This window comes from Sphingomonas sp. SP6 (genome assembly GCF_058313435.1).
Map to the genome: position 1 here is coordinate 518,455 of NZ_JBZFLG010000001.1, position 21,447 is coordinate 539,901.

Genomic DNA, 21,447 nt, shown 5'->3' on the forward strand with positions numbered 1-21,447 from the left:
TAGGGCGGGCTACGGGTGGCATCAACCCGCCCGGCTTGTTACGCGCCTCGTCGCGGAACAACCACTCGGGGGGACGGTCATGGCGCGGCGCAAGCTGGTGGCGGGCAATTGGAAGATGAACGGCTCGCGGACGATGCTGCGCGAGCTCGGCCCGATCGCCGACGCGGCGGCGGCGCATCACGCCGTCGACGTCTCGCTTGCGGTTCCCTTCACCCTCATCACCGCCGCCGCCGCCGCCGCGCCCGGCTTCGCGATTGGCGCGCAGGACGTCCACGAGGCGGAAAGCGGCGCGCATACGGGCTGCGTCTCGGCGGCGATGATCGCGGAGGCGGGCGCGCGCTTCTCGATCGTCGGCCATTCCGAACGTCGCCACGACCAGGGCGAGACCAGCCAGGATGCCTGGGGAAAGGCGGCGGCGCTGCATCGCCACGGGCTCGGCGCGATCCTGTGCTGCGGCGAGACCCAGGCCGAACGCGACGCCGGCCGCGCCGAGCGGGTGGTGCAGGCGCAGGTCGAGAAGTCGCTTCCGGACGACGCCGACGGCTCCTGGTTCACGCTGGCCTATGAGCCGCGGTGGGCGATCGGCACCGGGCGCACCCCGACGCTGGACGAGATCACCGGCATCCACGCGATCGCCCGCGCCAAGATGCGCGCGCTGATCGGCGACCGCGCCGACGGCATCCGCATTCTCTATGGCGGTTCGGTCACCGCCGACAATGCCGCGCAGATCCTGCACACGCCCGAGGTCGACGGCGCGCTGGTCGGCGGCGCGAGCCTGACCGCGGCCAAGTTCGTGCCGATCATCACCGCCGCGACTTGACCCGACGGCGCCGCCCCCGTACGCGGCCCGACCGGATGGCCCCTTCGTCTAAGGGTTAGGACGCGGCCCTTTCACGGCTGAAATACGGGTTCGAATCCCGTAGGGGTCACCAAGGACTCGAAGAGCGCGGGGCGCTCTTCGTGCCTTGGTGACGGGAGCCGCAAGGCGACCTCACTCATTGCCAGATCAGTCGTGGAGAGCGGGCCTGCCCTGCGTTGACGGCGGCACCCTTAAGGCGGCGTCACTCCGCTTCGAACTCCCTTGCTAGGCCTCTCCCGACCCGGCAGATATGCGCCATGGTAATTCTGGGAGCGCTATCATGACGACAACGCTGACCGCCGCACGCGCCGCGGATAAGATCTTCGCCGATTTCGACGACCTTGGCACCGATTTTGGCAATCTGCCGAGCTACTATCAGGGGACGGGGCTGAACTGGTCCAACTGGGGCTGGATTGACGGCGCCTATGCCGAGGGCGAGATCGGACCGAACGGCTTCACTGCCGGCGTCACCACCGGCAACGCCGTCGCCTACAACGGCTACGGCGACCCGTCGATCGTCGAGACGCTTGATGGCAGCAACTTCGACTTTCTCTCGCTGTCGCTGACCTCCGCCTACCGCCTGGGCATGTTGGTGCGGATCGACGCCTATGACGACGGCGAGCTCGAATATTCGCGCATCGTCAAGCTCGACAACGACACGCCCAGGACCTTCCGCCTCGGGTTCGACGACGTCGACCACGTCGTCTTCACGGCTTATGGTGGCCGGCCCGATCCGGCGCACCCCGGCGCCGCGTCCTTCCAGTTCGCTGCCGACCACATGGTGTTCGGGGCCGAGAAGGGGGCGATCAGCGGTCGTCTGTTCGAGGATGCGAACGCGAACGGCGTCCATGATCGCGGCGAGCAGTGGATCGCGGGCCGCACCGTCTTCGCCGACACGAACGGCAACGGCGTGCTCGAGGATTACGAGCAGTCGGCGGTGTCGGACGCCAAGGGCCGTTACACGATCGCAGGCCTGTCGTTCGGCACATACGACGTGTGGCAGGTGCTGCCCGAGGGTTGGACGCAGACCTCGCCCTCGGTCCCCAACAACGGCTACGTCCAGGCCGACGCGACCTATTCTTGGGTCGAAATCGCGCGCTCGGGCGAGCGGCTGAGCTTCGGCAGCGCCGACGACGCCGCGGTCGCGGTCGATCTCAAGCACGCGATCAGCTTTTACGGCGACGACTATTCAACCGTCTGGGTCTCGACCAACGGCGCGGTCGCGTTCGGCGATTTCTTCGCGGATCTCGGCGCGAACAGCCGCCTGCCCGACCACAACTTCCCCAATGGGCTGATCGCGCCGTTCTGGGACGATCTGACACTGGGCACGACCGGCAAGGTCTACGTCCTGGAGGACGCGGCCAACCACCGGACGATCGTCGAATGGCGCGACGTGGCGCTGCTGCGCGATCCCGACGCGCACCTCACCTTCCAGGCGATCGTCGGCGACGACGGCGCGATCACCTTCCAATACAAGTCGCTCGACGACGCCGGCACCTCGGCGACGGTGGGGCTGGAGAAGCCGGACGAGAGCATCGGCACCACTTTCTCGTTCGACGAGGGCGTGTTGCACAACGGGCAGGTGATCCGTTTCGTGCCCGGCAGTCAGCAGATCAGCGCGCCGGTGCAGGTGGATTCGGGCGAGACGACTACCGGGATCGACTTCGGCTCGGTCGGCACGGCGAGCAGTGCCGCGCATCCCGTGTTCGGCGAGGATACCGGGATCTTCGGGATGCTGCCGATCCACCACGTGATCCAGACCGCGCATTTCGCGCTCGCCTGACGGATCGGGAGGGCCGGCCGTGTTCGGCCCTCCCGATCCACTCCGGGCCGTCGGCAGAGCGCCTGTCCTACATTGCCGCATGTGTGCCATGGTCGCGCACATGAGCCGACGCACACCGCTTCCTGCCCCCGACCGTGATGCCGAAGCGGCGCCGATGTCGCGTCAGTGTCGCGTGGGTGTCGCGGACCTGCGGCGTCGCGGGCGCGAAGCTGTCGCGGACCTGTCGCGTTCCGCCCGATTTCGGCATCCGGGCCTCAACCGCCTCAATCCGTCTCCCCGATCCCCGCGCTGAGCCAATGACCGTCTCGATCCTCCATCTCCACTCCTCCTTCGACCTCGGCGGCAAGGAGGCGCGCGCGACGCGGCTGATGAACGCCTTCGGCAAGGCGGCGCGGCACACGATCGTCTCGGGCGTCCCCGACGCGCTCGGCGCGCGCGAGCGGATCGACCGCGGCGTGTCGTACGAGATCGCGCAGACCCCGCCGCCGCTGACCGGTCGCCCCTCGGTCGCGCGATATGAGGCGCTCGCGAAATATATGCGCCGCTTCGATCTGGTGCTGACCTACAATTGGGGCGCGATCGACGGCGTCATGGCGCGCCGGGTATTTGCAAAGGGGATGCCGCCGATCGTCCACCACGAAGACGGCTTCAACGAGGACGAGGCGACCGGCCTCAAGCGCGAGCGCAATCTGTACCGCCGCATCGCGCTTTCCGCCGCGTACGCGCTCGCCGTCCCGTCGCTTTCGCTCGAACGGATCGCGCTGGAGACGTGGAAGCAGCCCCGCGCCCGCGTCCATCGGATCGAGAACGGCATTGCCACCATGGCCTATGCGCGCGACCCCGATCCCAAGGCTATCCCCGGCTTCGTGCGTCGTCCGAAGGAGATCGTGATCGGCGCAGTCGGCGGGCTGCGTGCGGTCAAGGACTTCCCCGCGCTGGTCCGCGCCGCGGGCGGGCTGTCGGGCAGGTTCCGACTGGTGATCGCCGGCGCAGGCCCCGAACGCGAGGCGATCCTCCGCCAGGCCGAAGCGATGGGGCTGGCGGATCAGATTGTTCTCCCCGGTTTTCTCGACCGGCCCTACCGCTTCATGCGTCACTTCGACCTGCTGGCGGTCTCGTCGCGATCGGAACAGTTCCCGATCAACGTCGTCGAGGCGATGGCCGCGGGACTCCCGGTGGCGTCCTTGCCCGTCGGGGACGTGCCGGTGATGCTCGCCCCCGAGAATGCGCCCTACATCGCGCAATATCCCGACGAACTCCGCCTGCGCGACGCGATCCAGGCGCTGATGTCCGATCCCGACGCCCGCGCGCGGGTCGGCGCCGCCAATCGAGCGAAGGCGCGGGCGGAGTATGACGAAGGACGGATGATCGCGCGCTACGCCGCGCTCTACGAGGGCGCGCTGGGGCGACCGGGATCGCTCACCTGAGTAAATGCCTCGCCTTGGTGCATCCTTACGGTATAGCTGGGCGTATTTCATGCCGGGAAGGTCAACCACGCACGTGTTCATGGGACTACAGCCGATCGTCTATGGTGGCCGCGAGGTCTGGCCGCTCGTCGAGGGCGGCAAGGGCGTCGCCGCGACCAACCACGCCTCGGCCGGTGCCTGGGCGGCGGCGGGCGGCATCGGCACGGTGTCGGCGGTCAATGCCGACAGCTACGATCCCGACGGCAAGATCATCCCGCAGATCTACCGCGCGCTCACCCGGCGCGAGCGGCACGAGGAACTGATCGCCTATGCGATCGAGGGCGCGGTCCAGCAGGTCCAGCGCGCCTGGGAGATCGCGGGCGGCAAGGGCGCCATCAACATCAACGTGTTGTGGGAGATGGGCGGAGCGCAGCGGGTGCTGCAGGGTGTGCTCGAACGGACCAAGGGCCTGGTCGCGGGCGTGACCTGCGGCGCGGGCATGCCGTACAAGCTCTCGGAGATCGCCGCCTCCTACAACGTCCAGTATCTCCCGATCGTCAGCTCGGGTCGTGCCTTTCGCGCCCTCTGGAAGCGCGCTTATTCGAAGGTCGCCGAGCTGCTGGGGGCGGTCGTCTACGAGGATCCTTGGCTGGCCGGCGGCCACAACGGCCTGTCGAACGCCGAAGACCCGCTGAAGCCCGAGGACCCGTACCCGCGCGTCAAGGCGCTGCGCGAGACGATGCGCGAGGGCGGCATCCCCGACACGACCCCGATCATCATGGCCGGCGGCGTCTGGTATCTTCGTGACTGGACCGCGTGGATCGACAACCCCGAGCTCGGTCAGATCGCCTTCCAATACGGCACCCGGCCGCTGCTGACCCAGGAAAGCCCGATCCCGCAGGCGTGGAAGGATCGGCTGACTACGATCGAGGAGGGCGAGGTCCTTCTCCACCGCTTCTCGCCCACCGGCTTCTACTCGTCGGCCGTCCGCAATCCCTTCCTCCGCTCGCTCGAGGCACGATCGGAGCGGCAGATCGCGTTTTCGACGCAGGAGGCCGGGGACCACGTCTTCCAGCTCGACGTCGGCGTGAAGGGCAAGAACTTCTGGGTGACTCGCGGCGACCTGCTGCGCGCGCGCGAGTGGTTCGGGCTCGGCTTTACCGACGCGCTGAAGACGCCCGACAACACGCTCGTCTTCGTCTCGCCGCCCGAAAAGGCCGAGATCCGCAAGGATCAGGCCGATTGCATGGGCTGCCTGTCGCAATGCCTGTTCTCGAGCTGGGCCGACACCGACACCAACTCGACCGGCCGCCTTGCGGATCCGCGCAGCTTCTGCATCCAGAAGACGCTCCAGGAGATCGCCCATGGCGGGGATATCGAGCAGAACCTGATGTTCGCCGGCCACGCGGCGTACAACTTCAAGCGCGACCCGTTCTACTCGAACGGCTTCGTGCCGACGGTGAAGCAGCTGGTAGACCGGATCCTGACGGGGGATTGAGCGGAGCCGAGCGACGGTTGTCAAATCCTACTGTTCGAGTAGGAATGGTTTGATGAAGACCGCACTCGTCGTCCGCCACGTCGCGTTCGAAGGCGTCGCCGGCTACCGCGATCCGATCGAAGCCGCCGGCTACGAGATCGAGCGCATCCCGGCCTGCGAAACCGATTTCGCCGCGCTCGACATCCTGGCCCCGGACCTGCTGGTCGTCATGGGTGGGCCGATGGGGGTGTATGAGACCCGCGAGCATCCCTGGCTCGCCGCCGAGATCGAGGCGATCCGATCCCGCATCGCGGCGGATCGGCCGGTGCTGGGAGTCTGTCTTGGTAGCCAGATCGCCGCCACCGCGCTCGGCGCGCGGGTCTATCCCGGCCCGGTGCGCGAGATCGGCTTTTCGCCGCTGACGCTCACCGACGCGGGGCGCGGATCGTCGCTCCGCCACGTCGCCGACGTGGAGGTTCTCCACTGGCACGGCGACACGTTCGACCTTCCCGAGGGCGTGGAGCGGCTCGCCGGCAGCGCCGCCTATGCCAATCAGGCGTTCCGCCGCGGGCCGAACCTGCTCGCGCTCCAGTTCCATGCGGAGATGGGGGAGGACCCTCGCTTCCACGAATGGATCGAGGAGGGGAGGGACTATCTCGCGGGTGCGGAGGTCGACCCGGTTGCGCTCACCGCCGACCACGACCGGCTCGGTCCGTCCGCGGTGAAGGCTGGTCGGGCGATGATCGCCGAGTGGCTGGCCGGGCTTTAGGCCGCGATCATCTCTAGCAGCCCCTCGAACAGCCGCCGTCCGTCCGTCCCGCCGTGCGCCGCTTCCACGGCGCGCTCCGGGTGCGGCATCATGCCCAGCACGTTGCCCTGCGCGTTGAGGATGCCGGCGATGTCCCGGGCGCTGCCGTTGACCCTCTCCGCGTAGCGGAACGCCACCCGGCCCTCGCCCTCGAGCCGGTCGAGCGTTTCGGCGTCCGCGAAGTAATTGCCGTCATGGTGCGCGACCGGCACGCGGATCGTCTCGCCGGCGTCGTAGCGGCTGGTGAAGGCCGATTGCGCATTCTCGACCTTCAGCGCCACATCGCGGCAGACGAAGGTGAGCCCGGCGTTGCGCATCAACGCGCCGGGCAGCAACCCGGCTTCGGTCAGCACCTGGAAGCCGTTGCAAACGCCGAGCACCGGCAGGCCCTTGCCCGCCGCCTCACTCACCGCCGCCATGATCGGCGACCGCGCCGCCATGGCGCCGCTGCGCAGATAGTCGCCGTAAGAGAAGCCCCCCGGCACCGCGACCAGCCCGACGCCCCCCGGCAACTCGGTCTCGCGATGCCAGACCATTTCCGGCTTGGCGCCGGTCACCGCCTCCAGCGCCACCGCGAGGTCGCGGTCGCAGTTCGATCCCGGAAAGACGATGACCGCGGTCTTCATGCCAAAGCCTCTCAGCGTTCGATCCGGTAATTCTCGATGACGGTGTTCGCGAGCAGCTTGCGGCACATCGCGTCGACGTCGGCGTTCTCGTCGGCGAGGTCGAGTTCGATCAGCTTGCCGACCCGCGCGCCGTCGACGCCCGCAAAGCCGAGCCCCGCGAGCGCGTGCTCGATAGCCTTGCCCTGCGGATCGAGGACGCCGGGCTTGAGCGTGACGTGGACCTTGACCTTCATGTCACTTGCCCCGCTTCTGGCGGTGCTTTTCCAGGTCGAGCACCGCCGAATCCTCGCCGTCGGGCAGCAGCCCCAGCCGGCGCGCGACCTCCTGATAGGCTTCCGCCTCGCCGCCCAGATCCTGACGGAAGCGGTCCTTGTCGAGCTTGTTGCCCGAGTCCATGTCCCACAAACGGCAGCCGTCGGGACTGATCTCGTCCGCCAGGATGATCCGACCGTAGTCATTGTCCCAGATCCGACCGAACTCGAGCTTGAAGTCGACCAGCCGGATGCCGCAGCCCGCGAACAGCCCGGTCAGGAAGTCGTTCACGCGGATCGCGAGATCGGCGATGTCGTGCATCTCCTCCTGGCTCGCCCAGCCGAACGCGGCGATATGCTCGTCCGAGATCATCGGATCGCCGAGCGCATCGTCCTTGTAGTAATATTCGAGGATCGTGCGGGGCAGCTTGGTGCCCTCCTCGATCCCGAGCCGCTTCGACAGCGAGCCCGCGGCGACGTTGCGGACCACGACCTCGATCGGCACGATCTCGACCTGACGGATCAGCTGCTCGCGCATGTTGAGCCGGCGGATGAAGTGGGTCGGAACCCCGATCGAATCGAGCAACGTGAAGATATGCTCGGAGATGCGGTTGTTGAGGACGCCCTTGCCGTTGATCGTGCCCTTCTTCTGGGCGTTGAAGGCGGTGGCGTCGTCCTTGAAATACTGGATGAGCGTGCCGGGCTCGGGACCCTCGTAGAGGATCTTGGCCTTGCCCTCGTAGATCTGCCGGCGGCGCGCCATCGCGGTCCCCTGAAATGAGCGGCCCCGGCGGCGCGAACGGCGCCGGGCCGGGGCGGGTTGAGCGGAGCCTATAGGGATTGCGGATCGGGGGATCAATCGGCGGGGTGTCTCACGCTAGGTCACCGCACTCCGCGCCGCGTATCTCGCGTCCCGCCACGCTTCGCTCCGCAGCACGTCACCGATCACCTCGCCCGCGCGCCACACGTCCTCGTGGCTGAGGTACAGCGGGGTCAGCCCGAGGCGCAGCACGTCGGGATCGCGGAAGTCGCCGATGACGCCGCGGTCGATCAGCGCTTGCGACAACTCCCAGGCGTGGGGGTGGCGGAAGCTGATGTGGCTGCCGCGCGTCCCAGGATCGCGCGGGGTGATGCACTCTAAGTCCAGCGCATCGCCCGCCGCGACGAGGATGTCGAACAGCGCGGTGCTCTTCGCGGCGAGGGCGACAGGGTCGATCTCCCGCCAGATCGCAAGCGACGCTTCCAGCGCGGCCATCGCCAGGATCGACGGCGTCCCCACCAGCCAGCGCTTCATCCCCTCCGCCGGGCGGTACGCGTCCTCGAACGCGAACGGCGCGGCATGGCCCATCCAGCCCGAGAGCGGGTTCGCCAGTCGATCCTGCCAGCGCCTCGCGACATGGAGGAAGGCGGGGGCGCCGGGGCCGCCGTTCAGATATTTGTAGGTGCAGCCGACCGCGAGATCGGCCCCCGCACCGCCGAGATCGATCGGGATCGCACCGACGCTATGGCTCAGGTCCCACAGGATCAGCGCACCCGCCGCATGCGCGCGTGCGGTCCAATCGGCCAGGTCGAAGCGCTCGGCGCTCTTATAGTGGACCTGGGTCAGCAGCACGACCGCGGTGTCGTCGCCGATCGCCTCCGCCAGTCGCGCGCGGGGAACGGCACGCAGCGTCGCGCCCGCGACGCAGGACACCGCGCCCTCGGCGACGTGCAGGTCGGTCGGGAAATTGCCGGTCTCGCTCACCACCACGCGGCGCTTCGGGTCGACGCCGAGTGCCGCGACCAGCGCCTTGAACAGATGCGTCGACGTCGAGTCGCCGACGATCACCTCGTCTTCAGCGGCCCCGATCAGCGGCGCGATCAGGGCGCCGAGCCGCTGGGGCGCGTCGATCCAGCCCTCGTTCCAGCTTCGGATCAGCCGTTCGCCCCATTGCCGCTCCGCCGTATCGGCGAGCGCGCCGGGAACCGCGCGAGGAAGCGCACCCAGCGAGTTGCCGTCGAGGTAGATCACGCCATCGGGCAGCGCGAAGCGCTCGCGGAAAGGGGCGAGGGGGTCGGCGGCGTCGAGGGTGCGGGCGTCGTCAAGGGTCATCGGGCGAGAGCCTCGTGGATCAAGCGCTTGGTTTCGATCCAGGCGGCGGTGTCGGGGGTGACCAGTTCGACATGGCCGGTCCGCGGGATGGTATGAAGCGTCACCGGATCGCCTGCGGCCCTGGCGCGGGCGACGTAGTCGGTCGCCATCCGGTGGGGGATGATCCTGTCCTCACGGCCGTTGACCAAGTCCTGCGGCACGCCGAGCGGGAGCAGGCGCGGGACCGACGTGTCGGCATAATGCGGGGGCCAGCCGACGAGCTTCGCGATCACCTCGGTGCCGCAGCCGTTATCGGGGCTGGTGGCGGTCGCTTCCAGGTCCGGGAGCCCGCCGAGGCTGATGACGTGGGCGATCGGAAGCGGGTCGGCGGTGCGGAGCGGGCTGTCCCCGGGCAGCCTCGGACGTGCCGCGAGCCATAAGGCGAGATGGCCGCCCGCCGAATGGCCGACCGCGACGACCCGGCTCAGGTCGAGCTTGAACCGTGGCCCCTCGCGGCGGAGCAGGTCGGTCGCGGCGGCTGCGTCGAGGAAGGTGCCGGGATAGCCGCCGCCGACACGATCGACACCGCGATAGTCGATGTTCCATACCGCGACGCGGCTCGCGCGGAGATCGCCCGCGATCCAATCCATGAGCGAGCGGTCGGCGATGCTCGTCTGCCAGCAGCCGCCGTGGACCATCAGCACCACCGGGTGCGAACCAGGTCCCACGGGAACCCACACGTCCACCTTCTGCATCGAACCTGCGCCGTAAGCGACGGTCGCGTCGGCATGAGGCCGCGGACGCGAGGTCAGATCGGTCCAGGTGAGCGGGGTGAAATCAGCGATCGGCACGGGCAAGCGGGTCGGCGCGAGCGCGGTGAGAAACGATAGAGCGACGACCGGAACGGCAAGGCGAAAGGTGCGCGTGGGACGACGCATTTGTCACCTTCCGCCAAGCCGCCGGCGTGGCGCCGATCGCGGTGACGGGACGGGATTGCGGAACGGCATGGGTTCGACGCTATCACGCCGTCCCCGTGTAGGACAGCCGCCCTGTCGTCAGCGCCCGGCCGGCTCGTGCTTCCAAGGCGCGTCATACTGGATCGCGTTGAGGCGGGCCAAGGCGATCGAGATCGTCTTGAACAGCGCGTTCAGCGCGTCGGTCACCTGGCGGTGGCTCCTGGCCCAGTCGGCGGAGAGATAATCGTCACGCATCGGATGTCTCCTTTCGGTGAGCCGGAGATGGCGCGGCCGCAGGAGCAAAGCCAACAAAGCGGTCGACGCGACCGATAAGCGGTGCTTATGGTCGGCAATGCGCAAGCTGCCGCCCCTCGCCGCCGTCCGGGTGTTCGAGGCCGCAGCGCGGCACCAGACCTTCACCGCCGCCGCCGAAGAACTGGGGATGACCCAGGCGGCGGTCAGCTATCAGATGCGCGTCCTCGCCGAGCGCTTGGGCGTGCCGCTGTTCCGGCGCGACGGGCGGCGCGTGGTGCTGACCGAGCCGGGCGCGCGCGTCTCCGCGCAACTGACCCGCGCCTTCGACGCGGTCGAGGCGGCGTTCGCGGGGCTGCGCGCCGAGGACGAGCGACTGCTGACGATCAGCAGCACCAACACCTTCGCCAACACCTGGCTCGCTTGGCGGATCGGCGGGTTCCAGATGGCGCATCCCGAGGCGGCGGTGCGGATGCTGACCAGCGACGCTTTGGTGGATTTCGCCGCCGACGACGTCGACGTGGCGATCCGCGCCGGGGTGGGCGGGTGGCCGGGGTTGGCGGCGGACCTGCTGATGGCGGTCGACTTCACGCCGATGGTGAGCCCGGACTTTCTGGCCGCGCACGGCGGACGGATCGCGCCGACCGACCTGCTCCGCCTGCCGTTGATCAGCCCGCACGATCCCTGGTGGCCGCACTGGCTGCGCGAGGCGGGCGTCGACGTGCCGGACGACAGGGTGCTCGCGGGCGTCCGCCTCGATTCGCAGGCGCACGAGGGCCATGCGGCGATGGCGGGGCAGGGCGTCGCGATGCTGACCCCCTTCTTCTGGCGCAACGATCTGGCCGAGGGGAAGCTGGTGCGGCTGTCGGAGCAGGTCTCCACCCGCGGTTACGGCTATTGGCTGGTCTGCCCCGAGCCGCGCCGCCGTGTGCCGAAGATCGCGCGATTTCGGGAGTGGCTGCTGGCGGAGATCGCCGCGGACCGCTCGCTGGCCCCGTAACGACGAGGCTGCTAGCAGAACAGACCATGGCCACCGACACGACCGACCTGCCGCCCGACGATCTCCCCGCCGGCATCCTCGACGCGCCGTTCGACAGCGCGCTCAGCGAGCGCTATCTCGTCTATGCGCTGTCGACGATCACCGCGCGGTCGCTGCCGGACGTGCGCGACGGATTGAAGCCGGTGCACCGGCGGCTGCTGTGGGCGATGCGGCTGCTGCGGCTCGATCCGGCGTCGGGGTACAAGAAGTGCGCGCGCGTCGTCGGCGACGTGATCGGCAAATACCATCCGCACGGCGACCAATCGGTCTACGACGCGATGGTGCGGCTCGCGCAGGATTTCGCGCTGCGCTATCCGCTCGTCGACGGGCAGGGGAACTTCGGCAACATCGACGGCGATAACGCCGCCGCCTACCGCTACACCGAGGCCCGGCTGACCCAGGTCGCGATCGACCTGATGGAGGGGCTCGACGAGGACGCGGTCGCGTTCCGCGCGACCTACAACGGCGAGGAGCAGGAGCCCGAGCTGTTCCCGGGCGCCTTTCCCAATCTGCTGGCGAACGGCGCCAGCGGAATTGCGGTCGGGATGGCGACGAGCATCCCGCCGCACAACGCCGCCGAGCTGCTCGACGCCGCGATCGCGCTGGTCGACGACCGCGACGCCGATCCGCTGGCGTTCGTCCAAGGGCCGGACTTCCCCACCGGCGGGCTGGTGGTTGACCCCGCCGCCGTCATCCGCGAGTCCTATGCGACCGGGCGCGGCTCGTTCCGGGTCCGCGCGCGCTGGTCGGTCGAGCGCGAGAAGGGCGGGGGGTGGCAGGTGGTCGTCTCCGAAATCCCCTACGGCGTCCAGAAGGGCAAATTGATCGAGCAGATCGCCGCCTTAGTGAACGACCGCAAGCTGCCGATCCTCGCCGACGTCCGCGACGAGAGCGACGCCGAGATCCGGCTGATCCTGGAGCCGCGCAGCCGCACGGTCGACGTGGCCGTGCTGATGGACGGGTTGTTCCGGCTGTCAGACCTGGAGGTGCGGGTCCCGCTCAACCTCAACGTGCTCGACCACCAGCGCACGCCTCGGGTGATGAGCCTCAAGGAGGCGCTGGTCGCCTGGGTCGACCACCAGTTCGTGGTGCTCCGCCGGCGGACCGAGCACCGGCTGGGCAAGATCGCCGACCGGCTGGAGCTGGTCGGCGGCTATCTTGTCGCGTTCCTCAATCTCGACAGGGTGATCGAGATCATCCGCACCGAGGACGAGCCCAAGGCGGTGATGATGGCCGAGTTCGGCCTGACCGATCGCCAGGCGGAGGCGATCCTCAACATGCGGCTGCGCTCCTTGCGCAAACTCGAGGAAATGGAGCTTCGGAAGGAGCAGGCGGGGCTGGAGAAGGAGCAGGTCGATCTCACTCAGCTGCTCGGCTCGGAGCAGCGGCAGCGGACCCGGCTGAAGAAGGATTTCGCCAAGGTGCGCGCGCGCTACGGCCCGGAGACTCCGCTGGGCAAGCGGCGGACGACGATCGAGGAGGCCGCCCCGACCCGCGACATCCCGCTGGAGGCGATGATCGAGCGCGAGCCGATCACCGTCATCCTCTCGCAACGCGGCTGGATCCGGGCGATGCGCGGGCACGTCGAGCTGTCGTCGGCGGAGACGCTCAAGTTCAAGGAGGGCGACGGACCCGCCTTCGCCTTCCACGCGCAGACCACGGACAAATTGCTGCTCGCGGCGGAGAACGGACGCTTCTTTACGCTCGCCGCCGACAAGTTGCCGGGCGGCCGCGGTTTCGGCGAGCCGGTGCGTGCGTCGATCGAACTCGACGGCGGCGTCGGGATCGTCGCGCTCCTGCGCGCCGCGAAGACCGAAAAACTGCTGATCGCGGCGAGCGACGGACGCGGCTTCATCGCGCCGGTGGCGGAGGTCATCGCCGAGACCCGCAAGGGCAAGACCGTCATGACCCTTCGCTCCGGGGCGAGGCTGGCGCTGGTCCGCCCCGTTTCGCCGGATGCGGACTATCTGGCGGTGATCGGAGACAACCGGAAACTGCTCGTGTTCCCGCTCACCGAAGCGCCCGAACTCTCGCGCGGACAGGGGGTGCAGCTTCAGCGGTACCGCGAGGGCGGGCTATCGGACGCGATCGCGTTCCGATATGCGGACGGGCTGTCGTGGCGCATGGGCGGCGAGAGCGGGCGGACCCGGACCGAGGCCGACATGAACCCATGGCGCGCCGCCCGCGGCGCGGCCGGGCGGATGCCGCCCGTCGGCTTTCCTCGCGACAATCGCTTCTGACGCCCACCGATCGGTTCAGGCCGATTTAACCAGTCGTGCTTAGGCCCGGCGTCGATGGCCAGCAGGACTCCGTCCACACTCCCCGTGCCGCCTGCGGCCGCGGATCCCCCCGACGGCCCCTTGGAGCTGATCGACGTTCCCGCCGCGCTACTGATCAATGTCGACGGCGACCTTCAGATCGGCGCGACGAACGCGGATTATCGCGCGCTCGCGGATCCGTGGCGCGGGCTGCATCCAGACTTGTACGAACGGGCGCAACGCTTCATCGCCGGCGACGGCCGCCGCGAGACCTTCCGCTGGCGACATGGCGATCCGGTCGACGCGCGCCATCACAGCGTGACGCTGGCGCGTTCGTCGGTCTGCGCCGAGCGATGCCTGCTGAGCCTGGTCGAGGTGACCGCCGAGGTCCGCGGACGCGAGAGCCTGCACCGAGAGATGACGACGGACAGCCTGACCGGCTTGCCCAACCGCGCCGGCTTCAGCGATGCCATCGAGGCGCAGATCTCCGAGTCCGGCGGTCGCTATGCCGTCCTGACGCTCGACCTCGATCGGTTCAGCCGCGTCAACGCCTGCCTGGGATCGATGGCGGGGGACGAACTGCTGATCACTGTGGCCCGGCGAATCCGCGGCGCGCTGCGCGCGCGCGACGTGCTGGCGCGGACCGGCGGGGACGAGTTCGGGATCCTGCTCGCCATCACCGAGGCGCAGGGCGAGGCGGAACACGCCGCGCGGCGGATCAAGCGGGCGCTCGCGGAGCCGGTGCGACTCAGCGAATATGAGTTCCGCGTCTCGTGCGCCGTCGGGATCGCGTTCGGCGGCGACCGGATCCAGGACGTGGAGAACGTGATCCGGCACGCCCAGTTCGCGATGAAGCGCGCCAAGGAGACGGGCCGCGCCGAAGCGTATCAGACGCTCGCGCTCGACCAGGCGCGCGAGACGTTCGCGATGGAGACGCGCCTCCGCCGCGCCATCGAGCGGCGCGAACTGCATCTGTCCTATCAGCCGATCTGCGATCTCACGACCGGGCGGATAGTCGCGTTCGAAACGCTGGCCCGCTGGCACGATCTGAGGGGCGGAGTCCTCCCTCCCGATCAGTTCATTCCGGTCGCCGAGGAGACCGGGCTCATCCTGCCGCTCGGGCGCTGGGCCATCGAGGAGTCGCTGCGAACCTTGGCGGAGTGGGACCGCAGGCACGGCGGCCATTGCGGCGTCGGAATGGCCGTCAACGTCTCGGCGATCCAGCTTCAGCGGGACCGGATGCCGCCGATCGTCCGCGCCGCACTGCAGGCGAACGGGCTCGACGGGCACCGGCTGAAGCTGGAGATCACCGAAAGCGCGCTGATCGCCGACCCGGACCGGATCGCCTCCGCGCTCCGCGCCCTCAAGGGACTGGGCGTGACGATCGCGATGGACGATTTCGGAACGGGCTATTCCAACCTCGCCTATTTGCAGAAGCTGCCGATCGATCTGCTCAAGATCGACCGCAGCTTCGTGACCGGGATGCTCGCGGATTGCGACAAGGTCGCGATCGTTCGTGCGATCCTGAGCCTCGCGCAGGCGCTGGGCATGGCGACGGTCGCCGAAGGGATCGAAACGCAACAGCTGGCGCAGACGCTGGCCGCGCTCGGCTGCGCTTATGGTCAAGGCTACGCCTTCTCGCGCCCCCTGGACGCCGACTCCGCTTATGCGCTGCTGTGCGAGCGCAACGCCTGAGCGACCGCTTCGTCGGCGAGTTCGCACACGCGCCTCTCGTTGGGGAACCCTTCGGCAAGCCAACGATCCTCCACCGCCTTCAGCGCTGCGGCGACTTGCGGGCCCTTGTCGAGCCCGCGCGCGACCAGCGCGCCGCCGGTGATCGGGAGCCGCGGCGGTGTCCAGCCGACAAGATCGGCGGTGTCCTCGCCGGCGAGCAGCAGCCGGTCGATCGCGCTCTCGACTCCGATCCGGAAGCCGAGGACCCGCGGGGCTTCGAGCGCGCCGCGGGCGAGCATGAGGCGTCGCCGGTCGAGGTTCGACAGCTTGAGCCGCGCGCCGATCACCTCGGCGACATCGGCCGGGACGAGCGCGGCGAGCCGCCGGACCGGGTCGGGGACGACCCCGCTCGCCACTTCGCGCTCGGCCAGTGCCGCCAGGCGCGCCACGCCCGCTTGATCGATCTCCGGCAGGACGGGCTTGAGGATGCCCCGGTCGACCATAATCGCGACGACGGTCACGGCGGCGGGGGCGACCAGCAGACGGAGCAACTCGCTCGCGATCCGCTCGCGGCTGAGCGCCATCAGGTCGTTGGCGCGCGCGGTGCAGGCGGCAAGCCCCGCATCGTCGAGCGCGTCCCCGAACCGGGCATGGAAGCGGAAGTAGCGCAGGATCCGAAGGTGGTCCTCGGCGATCCGTTGATACGGATCGCCGATAAACCGGACGCGACGTGCCGCGAGGTCGCCCAATCCGCCGAAATAATCGAACAGCACGCCGGTCGTCACGTCGGCGTAGAGCGCGTTGATCGTGAAGTCGCGCCGCGCCGCATCCTCGCGCCAGTCGTCGGTGAACGCGACGACCGCATGGCGGCCGTCGGTCTCGACGTCGCGTCGCAGCGTCGTCACCTCGATCGGGCGACCCGAGGCGAGGACCGCGGTGACCGTGCCGTGCTTGATGCCGGTCGGCACCGCCTTCAGCCCGGCGGCGCGCACCCGCGCCATCGTCTCCTCGGGCGCAAGCGTGGTTGCCAGATCGACGTCGGTCACCGCGCCGCCAAGCAAGGTGTCGCGCACAGCCCCGCCGACGACGCGGCTCGTGCCTTGGCCGAGGGCCTCGACCAGCCCGGCCAGGCCTTCGAACTCCGCCCAGCGTTCCGGCGGGATCACTCGGTCCACTGGAGTCGCCGCGAGAGATTGACGATCATCGCCGCGGTGGCGCCCCAGATACGGCGGCCCTCCCACGGGATCTCGTAATAATGGCGGATCTGGCCCTGCCACGTCGCGCTCGCCTGGACGTGATTGGCGATGTCGAGGACGAAATCGAGCGGAACCTCGAAGACGCTCGCCACTTCGGCCTCGCTGGGTCGCAGGGGCAGATCGGGCGGGACCACCGCGAGGACCGGAGTGACGACGTAGTTGGTCACGGTGCGATAGCGATCGGCCTCGCCGATCACGGTGACCGCGGATGGCGGCAGCCCGATCTCCTCGTCCGCCTCGCGCAGCGCCGCCTGGGTGACGGTCTCTCCCGGGTCGACGCGGCCGCCCGGGAACGCGACCTGCCCGGCGTGCTTCCGCAGCGTCTCGGTACGCTGGGTCAGGATCACGCCGGGCCGTTCGCGGTCGGTGATCGGTACGAGCACCGCGGCGGCGGTCAGCGTTTCGACGGGAGCGAGATCGAGATCGTCGCGGTCGCCGGTCAGGTAGATCGTGTCGGGGCGCTCGGCGACGAGCGCGACGGCGAGCCGTTCGGCCAGCGTCACGGCTGGATCGCGAAGAACGCGCCGCCGCTCCACACGCCGGGCGGATCGTCGTCCCCCGACAGTGCACGCTCGGCAAGTTCGTAATACAGCGCGCGGACGATCAGCGCCTCGAGCCCGCCGCGGACGTGGAGATAGGGGTGGGGGCCATCGTCGCGCTCGGCGAAGCGGATCGGGTGCTCGGGTCCTGCGGCGATGAGCTCGCCGGTGTTGAGCCGGAAGGCCAGCGAGGCATCGCGTCCTTCGCCTTCGACCTTCATCTCGACCGCGACAAAAGGCGCGTCCTCGACCGCGATGTCGAGCTTCTCGACCGGCGTGACGAGGACATAGCCGCCGCCGGGCTCGCGACGGAGGATGCGGCTGAACGCGCGGACCATCTGTGGTCGGCCGATGGGTGTGCCCTGGTGGTACCAGGTGCCGTCGCGCGCGATCCGCATCTCGCTGTCGCCGCAGTGATCAGGATGCCAGCGCTCGACCGGGGGCAGCCTGTCGTCGCCCTCCAGCCGGGCGATGTCGGCGAAGGTCAGTGCGTCGAGCTCGGGAAGCGGCGCCATCGGCATGGTGTCTCAGGTAGGCGCGGCCAGGCGGCGGGTAAAGTCAGGCTGGGACCCGAACCCGCGGCCCGATCATCCCCGCGCCGTCGGGCGTGTCCACGCCGCGCGCGAGCAGGCGGTGCCGCTCGACCGGTCCGGGAGTCCGCCAGCGCGTGGTCCGCTCGGCCGAGAAACCGAAGAAGCGACCGTAATAGTCCGGGTCGCCGATCAGCATCAGCGCGCGCGCCGCGCCGGTGCGGTCTGCGGCGTCGAGACTGGCGCGCATCAGCCTGCGGCCGACGCCGTGCTGCTGGCGCAGGGGCTCGACCGCGACCGGACCGACCATCGTCAGCGGGATCGTCACCCCATCGTCCCGTGCGAGCGCGATCGGCCAGCACTGGATCGTGCCGATCAACATGCCGCCGTCGAGGGCGGCGAAGCTCAGCTCGGGCGTGGCGCTCGCGCCTTCGCGGATGCGGTAGGCGGTGCGGAGGCGGCGATCGGCGCCAAACGCGCGGTCGAGCAAGGCCTCGACCGCCGCCGGGTCCACCGCATCCAACCCCACCAGCTCGACCAACGCCATGCCTCCGTTCGCCCGGCATGGACGCCGGGGGCGGCGGCGTTTAGCGGGCGGCTGCATGAACGCAATGGGAATGAACGAGGACAGCCTGCGGCTCGAGGTCAGCGATCTCGAAGTGCAGGTGCTGACGGGCATCTATTCGGAGGAGACGCACCTTCCGCAGCCGCTCCGCATCTCGATCGCGGCCGACCTGGATTGCCCCGATCACTTCGCTCCCGACACGCCTCTGTCTGCCTCGAAGAACTATCTGGACCTGAAGTCGGCGGCGACCGCCTCGCTGCCGCCGGGCCGGCATTTCAAGCTGATCGAGGCGGTCGCCGACCATATCTGCGAGACGCTGTTCCTGGGCGACGCACGTGTCCGTCGCGTGGAGGTCCGGATCGTCAAGCTCGCGATCGCGGAGGCCGGCGAATCGATCGGGATGACGTTGGTACGGTGGCGGCGATAGCGGTTCTGGAGCGAACTTCGGACCGCCGCGTCTTTGCCGGATGACCCAGCCCGTTCTCCTCTGGCTCCGCCAGGACCTTCGCCTCGGCGACCAGCCCGCGCTCGTCGCCGCGGTCGCCAACGGCGCGGTGATCCCCGTCTATATCCTCGATGACGAGACGCCGGGCGCGTGGCGGATCGGCGGGGCGCAGCGCTGGTGGTTGCACCATAGCCTCGCCGCCATCGACGCTTCGCTGAAGCAGACGGGCAGCCGGCTGATCCTGCGGCGCGGCCGGGCGGCCGAGACGCTGCAGGCGCTGATGGAGGAGACGGGGGCGACGCGCATCCATGCGATCCGGCACTATGAGCCCTGGTGGCGCGCGGCAGAGGCGGCGCTGGGCGACGCCCTCGTGCTGCACGACGGAAACCAGCTCGTCCGGATCGAGGAGCTGCGGACCGGCTCGGGCGGTGCGTTCAAGATCTTCACGCCGTTCTGGCGCGCGCTCCAGCAGCACATGCCGCCCGATGAGCCGCTTTCCGCGCCGAGGGCGATCGATGCGCCGCGCGCCTGGCCGAAGAGCGACCGCCTCGTGGACTGGGACCTGCTGCCGACCAAGCCCGATTGGTCGATTGGATTCGACTGGACGCCGGGCGAAGCCGGGGCGCGGGGTGCGCTCGATCGCTTCGCCAAGATGGTCGACGGCTACGACACCGATCGCAACCTCCCGTCGGTCGAGGGCACCTCGACGCTTTCGCCGCACCTCCACCACGGCGAGATCAGCCCGCGTCAGGTCTGGCATGCGATCGGTGGCAAGGGCGAGGGGATCGAGAGTTATCGGCGCGAACTGGCCTGGCGGGACTTCACCTCGACGCTCATCCTGACGATGCCCGATTATGCCGACCGGAACGGCCGCGAGCGGTTCGACAAGCTCAAGTGGCGTCATGCTCCCGGCGATCTCGAGGCTTGGCAGCAGGGGCGGACCGGCTATCCGATCGTCGATGCGGGGATGCGCCAGCTGTGGACGCTCGGATGGATGCACAACCGCGTGCGGATGATCACCGCTTCGTTCCTGATCAAGCACCTGCTGATCGACTGGCGCGAGGGCGAGCGCTGGTTCTGGGACTGCCTGGTCGACGCCGACTACGGCAACAACAGCGTGAATTGGCAGTGGGTCGCCGGCTCCGGCGTGGACGCGAGCATCTTCACGCGGATCATGGCGCCGCTGACCCAGTCCGAAAAGTTCGATGCCGGCGCGTATATCCGGCGCTGGGTGCCTGAACTGCGCGACGTGCCGGACACCGCGATCCACGATCCGGACGAGGCGGGATGCCGCCCGGCGACCTATCCGGCCAAGATCATCGGCCACCGCGAGGCGCGCGAGCGCGCGCTGGCGGCGGCGAAGGCGCTGCGCTGACCCCTTTCGTCGCGGCGCGCTTGGCGGCATGGCGCGTAGCATGAACCGGGCCGGGAGGATCGGGCACACGGTGCCGTGGCGCGCGCGTACGATCGCGCGGCCATTCCATCGCATCCTCGACCGCGTCGACGCGGGGCTGGAGGAAGGCGCGATCGAGGCGACGCTTCCCGACGGAACGCACCGGCTGCTCGGCGGCCGTCGCGACGGACCCCTCGCGGTCGTCCGGGTCGTTCGCTGGCGGGCGCTGCTGCGGCTGGTTACCGCCGGTTCGGTCGGCTGGTACGATGCCTGGGCGAAGGGCGACTGGACGTGCGACGATCCGGTTCCGCTTTTCGACCTGTTCATGCGCAACCGCCTGCCGCTCGGGCAGGTCGCGCGCGCCGGCGGGGCGTCGCGGCTCGCGATCCGCGCCTGGCACCTGCTCCGCGACAACACGCCCCACCGCGCCCGCCGGAACATCGAGGCGCATTACGACCTCGGCAACGACTTTTACGCCGAGTGGCTCGACGCGACGATGACCTATTCGAGCGCCTTGTTCGAAGGACCGGACGAGCCGCTGGAGCCGGCGCAGCGACGCAAGCTGGCGTCGATCCTGGCGCGGACCGGCGCGCGCGCGGGCGAGCGGGTGCTGGAGATCGGCTGCGGCTGGGGCTCGTTCGCCGCGGCCGCCGCCGAAGCGGGCGTCCAGGTTCACGGCGTCACCCTGTCGCGCGAGCAGAAGGCGCACGTCGACGCGCTCGCGCTCCCCGGCGTCAGCGTCTCGCTCACCGATTACCGCGCGGTTGCGGGATCCTATGATGCGGTCGCGAGCATCGAGATGGTCGAAGCGGTGGGGGAGCGCTATTGGAGTGCGTACCTCGATACCGTCGCGCGGGTGTTGAAGCCGGGCGGACGCGCCGCGCTCCAGCTCATCGCGATCGCGGACGACGTGTTCGAGGCTTATGCGTCCAGCGTCGACTTCATCCAGCGCTACGTCTTCCCAGGCGGCATGCTGATCTCGGAGCGCCGGTTCCGCGCGTTGACGGAGGCGGCCGGGTTCGCGTGGCGCGACCCGCACCACTTCGGCCTGGACTATGCCGAAACGCTGCGGCGCTGGCGCGTCCGGTTCGACGCCGCGGTCGCGGAAAATCGGCTGCCGGCGCGGCTGGACGGGCGTTTCATTCGGCTGTGGCGCTACTATCTCATGTACTGCGAGGGCGGCTTTCGCGGCGGTGGCATCACCGTCCTCCAGGTCACGCTCGTCAAACCCTGAAGGGTTGCGCCGCTGTTCCGAAAGG

21 protein-coding genes and 1 tRNA gene are annotated in these 21,447 nt (G+C 69.1%); 12 read left to right on the plus strand and 10 right to left on the minus strand.

Going from position 1 to position 21,447, the window contains the following annotated elements; translation table 11 throughout:
• The first annotated feature begins 79 nt into the window (after positions 1-79).
• The 6 genes from tpiA (at position 80) to AC4GYY_RS02515 (ending at position 6,294) form a co-directional block, all read left to right on the plus strand.
• Positions 80-820, plus strand: coding sequence for a triose-phosphate isomerase (gene tpiA / locus AC4GYY_RS02490; RefSeq protein ID WP_491118502.1), 741 nt, complete (start codon positions 80-82; stop codon positions 818-820).
• Between the two features lie 37 nt (positions 821-857).
• A tRNA-Glu gene (locus AC4GYY_RS02495) sits at positions 858-932 on the plus strand.
• Positions 933-1,139: 207 nt separating this feature from the next.
• A complete protein-coding gene (locus AC4GYY_RS02500; RefSeq protein ID WP_491118504.1) occupies positions 1,140-2,642 on the plus strand; it encodes an SdrD B-like domain-containing protein in 1,503 nt (500 codons plus the stop codon).
• A 296-nt stretch (positions 2,643-2,938) separates the two neighbouring features.
• Positions 2,939-4,069, plus strand: coding sequence for a glycosyltransferase family 4 protein (locus AC4GYY_RS02505; protein WP_491118506.1), 1,131 nt, complete (start codon positions 2,939-2,941; stop codon positions 4,067-4,069).
• Between the two features lie 73 nt (positions 4,070-4,142).
• Positions 4,143-5,546 (plus strand): NAD(P)H-dependent flavin oxidoreductase, encoded by a 1,404-nt coding sequence (locus tag AC4GYY_RS02510; RefSeq protein ID WP_491119277.1) that lies wholly within the window; start codon positions 4,143-4,145, stop codon positions 5,544-5,546.
• A gap of 52 nt (positions 5,547-5,598) precedes the next feature.
• On the plus strand, positions 5,599-6,294 hold the full coding sequence (locus AC4GYY_RS02515; protein WP_491118508.1) for a glutamine amidotransferase: 696 nt from the start codon (positions 5,599-5,601) through the stop codon (positions 6,292-6,294).
• Here the strand turns inward: AC4GYY_RS02515 and purQ are convergent.
• The 6 genes from purQ to AC4GYY_RS02545 form a co-directional block, all read right to left on the minus strand.
• Complete coding sequence (gene purQ / locus AC4GYY_RS02520) at positions 6,291-6,959, minus strand: phosphoribosylformylglycinamidine synthase subunit PurQ (RefSeq protein WP_491118510.1); 669 nt, start codon at positions 6,957-6,959, stop codon at positions 6,291-6,293. The genes AC4GYY_RS02515 and purQ overlap by 4 nt on opposite strands.
• A gap of 11 nt (positions 6,960-6,970) precedes the next feature.
• The gene (gene purS, locus AC4GYY_RS02525) at positions 6,971-7,192 is read right to left on the minus strand and encodes a phosphoribosylformylglycinamidine synthase subunit PurS (protein ID WP_491118512.1); all 222 of its coding nucleotides are present in this window, start codon (positions 7,190-7,192) and stop codon (positions 6,971-6,973) included.
• Between the two features lies 1 nt (position 7,193).
• Entirely contained in the window at positions 7,194-7,973 is a 780-nt protein-coding gene (gene purC / locus AC4GYY_RS02530; protein ID WP_491118514.1) for a phosphoribosylaminoimidazolesuccinocarboxamide synthase, read from the minus strand.
• 114 nt (positions 7,974-8,087) lie between these two features.
• Positions 8,088-9,302, minus strand: coding sequence for a kynureninase (kynU, locus tag AC4GYY_RS02535; RefSeq protein WP_491118516.1), 1,215 nt, complete (start codon positions 9,300-9,302; stop codon positions 8,088-8,090).
• Positions 9,299-10,219, minus strand: coding sequence for an alpha/beta hydrolase (locus tag AC4GYY_RS02540; RefSeq protein WP_491118518.1), 921 nt, complete (start codon positions 10,217-10,219; stop codon positions 9,299-9,301). The genes kynU and AC4GYY_RS02540 overlap by 4 nt, the downstream gene beginning before the upstream one ends.
• 117 nt (positions 10,220-10,336) lie before the next feature.
• Positions 10,337-10,492 (minus strand): hypothetical protein, encoded by a 156-nt coding sequence (locus AC4GYY_RS02545; protein WP_491118520.1) that lies wholly within the window; start codon positions 10,490-10,492, stop codon positions 10,337-10,339.
• 97 nt (positions 10,493-10,589) lie between these two features.
• Here AC4GYY_RS02545 and AC4GYY_RS02550 point away from each other — a divergent pair, with 97 nt between their 5' ends.
• From AC4GYY_RS02550 to AC4GYY_RS02560, 3 genes are read left to right on the plus strand one after another with little or no spacing between them, the layout of a single operon-like run.
• The gene (locus tag AC4GYY_RS02550) at positions 10,590-11,489 is read left to right on the plus strand and encodes a LysR substrate-binding domain-containing protein (RefSeq protein WP_491118522.1); all 900 of its coding nucleotides are present in this window, start codon (positions 10,590-10,592) and stop codon (positions 11,487-11,489) included.
• Positions 11,490-11,515: 26 nt separating this feature from the next.
• Positions 11,516-13,768 carry a DNA topoisomerase IV subunit A gene (parC, locus tag AC4GYY_RS02555; RefSeq protein ID WP_491118524.1) on the plus strand — a complete coding sequence of 751 codons (2,253 nt, stop codon included), beginning with the start codon at positions 11,516-11,518 and terminating at the stop codon, positions 13,766-13,768.
• A 54-nt stretch (positions 13,769-13,822) separates the two neighbouring features.
• On the plus strand, positions 13,823-15,481 hold the full coding sequence (locus AC4GYY_RS02560; RefSeq protein WP_491118526.1) for a putative bifunctional diguanylate cyclase/phosphodiesterase: 1,659 nt from the start codon (positions 13,823-13,825) through the stop codon (positions 15,479-15,481).
• Here AC4GYY_RS02560 and AC4GYY_RS02565 read toward each other — a convergent pair.
• Genes AC4GYY_RS02565 through AC4GYY_RS02580 form a run of 4 tightly spaced genes read right to left on the minus strand, consistent with a single transcriptional unit; the run spans position 15,451 to position 18,332 of the window.
• Positions 15,451-16,635, minus strand: a complete 1,185-nt coding sequence (locus AC4GYY_RS02565) for a CCA tRNA nucleotidyltransferase (protein WP_491118528.1) — start codon at positions 16,633-16,635, stop codon at positions 15,451-15,453. The two genes, AC4GYY_RS02560 and AC4GYY_RS02565, sit on opposite strands and share 31 nt — an antisense overlap.
• Complete coding sequence (locus AC4GYY_RS02570; RefSeq protein WP_491118530.1) at positions 16,623-17,219, minus strand: CoA pyrophosphatase; 597 nt, start codon at positions 17,217-17,219, stop codon at positions 16,623-16,625. The genes AC4GYY_RS02565 and AC4GYY_RS02570 overlap by 13 nt, the downstream gene beginning before the upstream one ends.
• Positions 17,216-17,776, minus strand: coding sequence for a DUF1285 domain-containing protein (locus AC4GYY_RS02575; protein WP_491118532.1), 561 nt, complete (start codon positions 17,774-17,776; stop codon positions 17,216-17,218). Before AC4GYY_RS02575 ends, AC4GYY_RS02570 begins: the two co-directional genes overlap by 4 nt.
• Before the next feature lie 37 nt (positions 17,777-17,813).
• Positions 17,814-18,332, minus strand: coding sequence for a GNAT family N-acetyltransferase (locus tag AC4GYY_RS02580; protein WP_491118533.1), 519 nt, complete (start codon positions 18,330-18,332; stop codon positions 17,814-17,816).
• Between the two features lie 55 nt (positions 18,333-18,387).
• On the opposite strand from AC4GYY_RS02580, the gene AC4GYY_RS02585 reads away from it, so the two are divergent.
• Genes AC4GYY_RS02585 through AC4GYY_RS02595 form a run of 3 tightly spaced genes read left to right on the plus strand, consistent with a single transcriptional unit; the run spans position 18,388 to position 21,422 of the window.
• Positions 18,388-18,777: a dihydroneopterin aldolase gene (locus AC4GYY_RS02585; RefSeq protein ID WP_491118535.1), complete on the plus strand. Its 390-nt coding sequence runs from the start codon at positions 18,388-18,390 to the stop codon at positions 18,775-18,777.
• A gap of 40 nt (positions 18,778-18,817) precedes the next feature.
• A complete protein-coding gene (locus tag AC4GYY_RS02590; protein ID WP_491118537.1) occupies positions 18,818-20,170 on the plus strand; it encodes a cryptochrome/photolyase family protein in 1,353 nt (450 codons plus the stop codon).
• A gap of 40 nt (positions 20,171-20,210) precedes the next feature.
• Positions 20,211-21,422, plus strand: a complete 1,212-nt coding sequence (locus AC4GYY_RS02595; RefSeq protein ID WP_491118539.1) for a class I SAM-dependent methyltransferase — start codon at positions 20,211-20,213, stop codon at positions 21,420-21,422.
• Positions 21,423-21,447 lie beyond the last annotated feature (25 nt).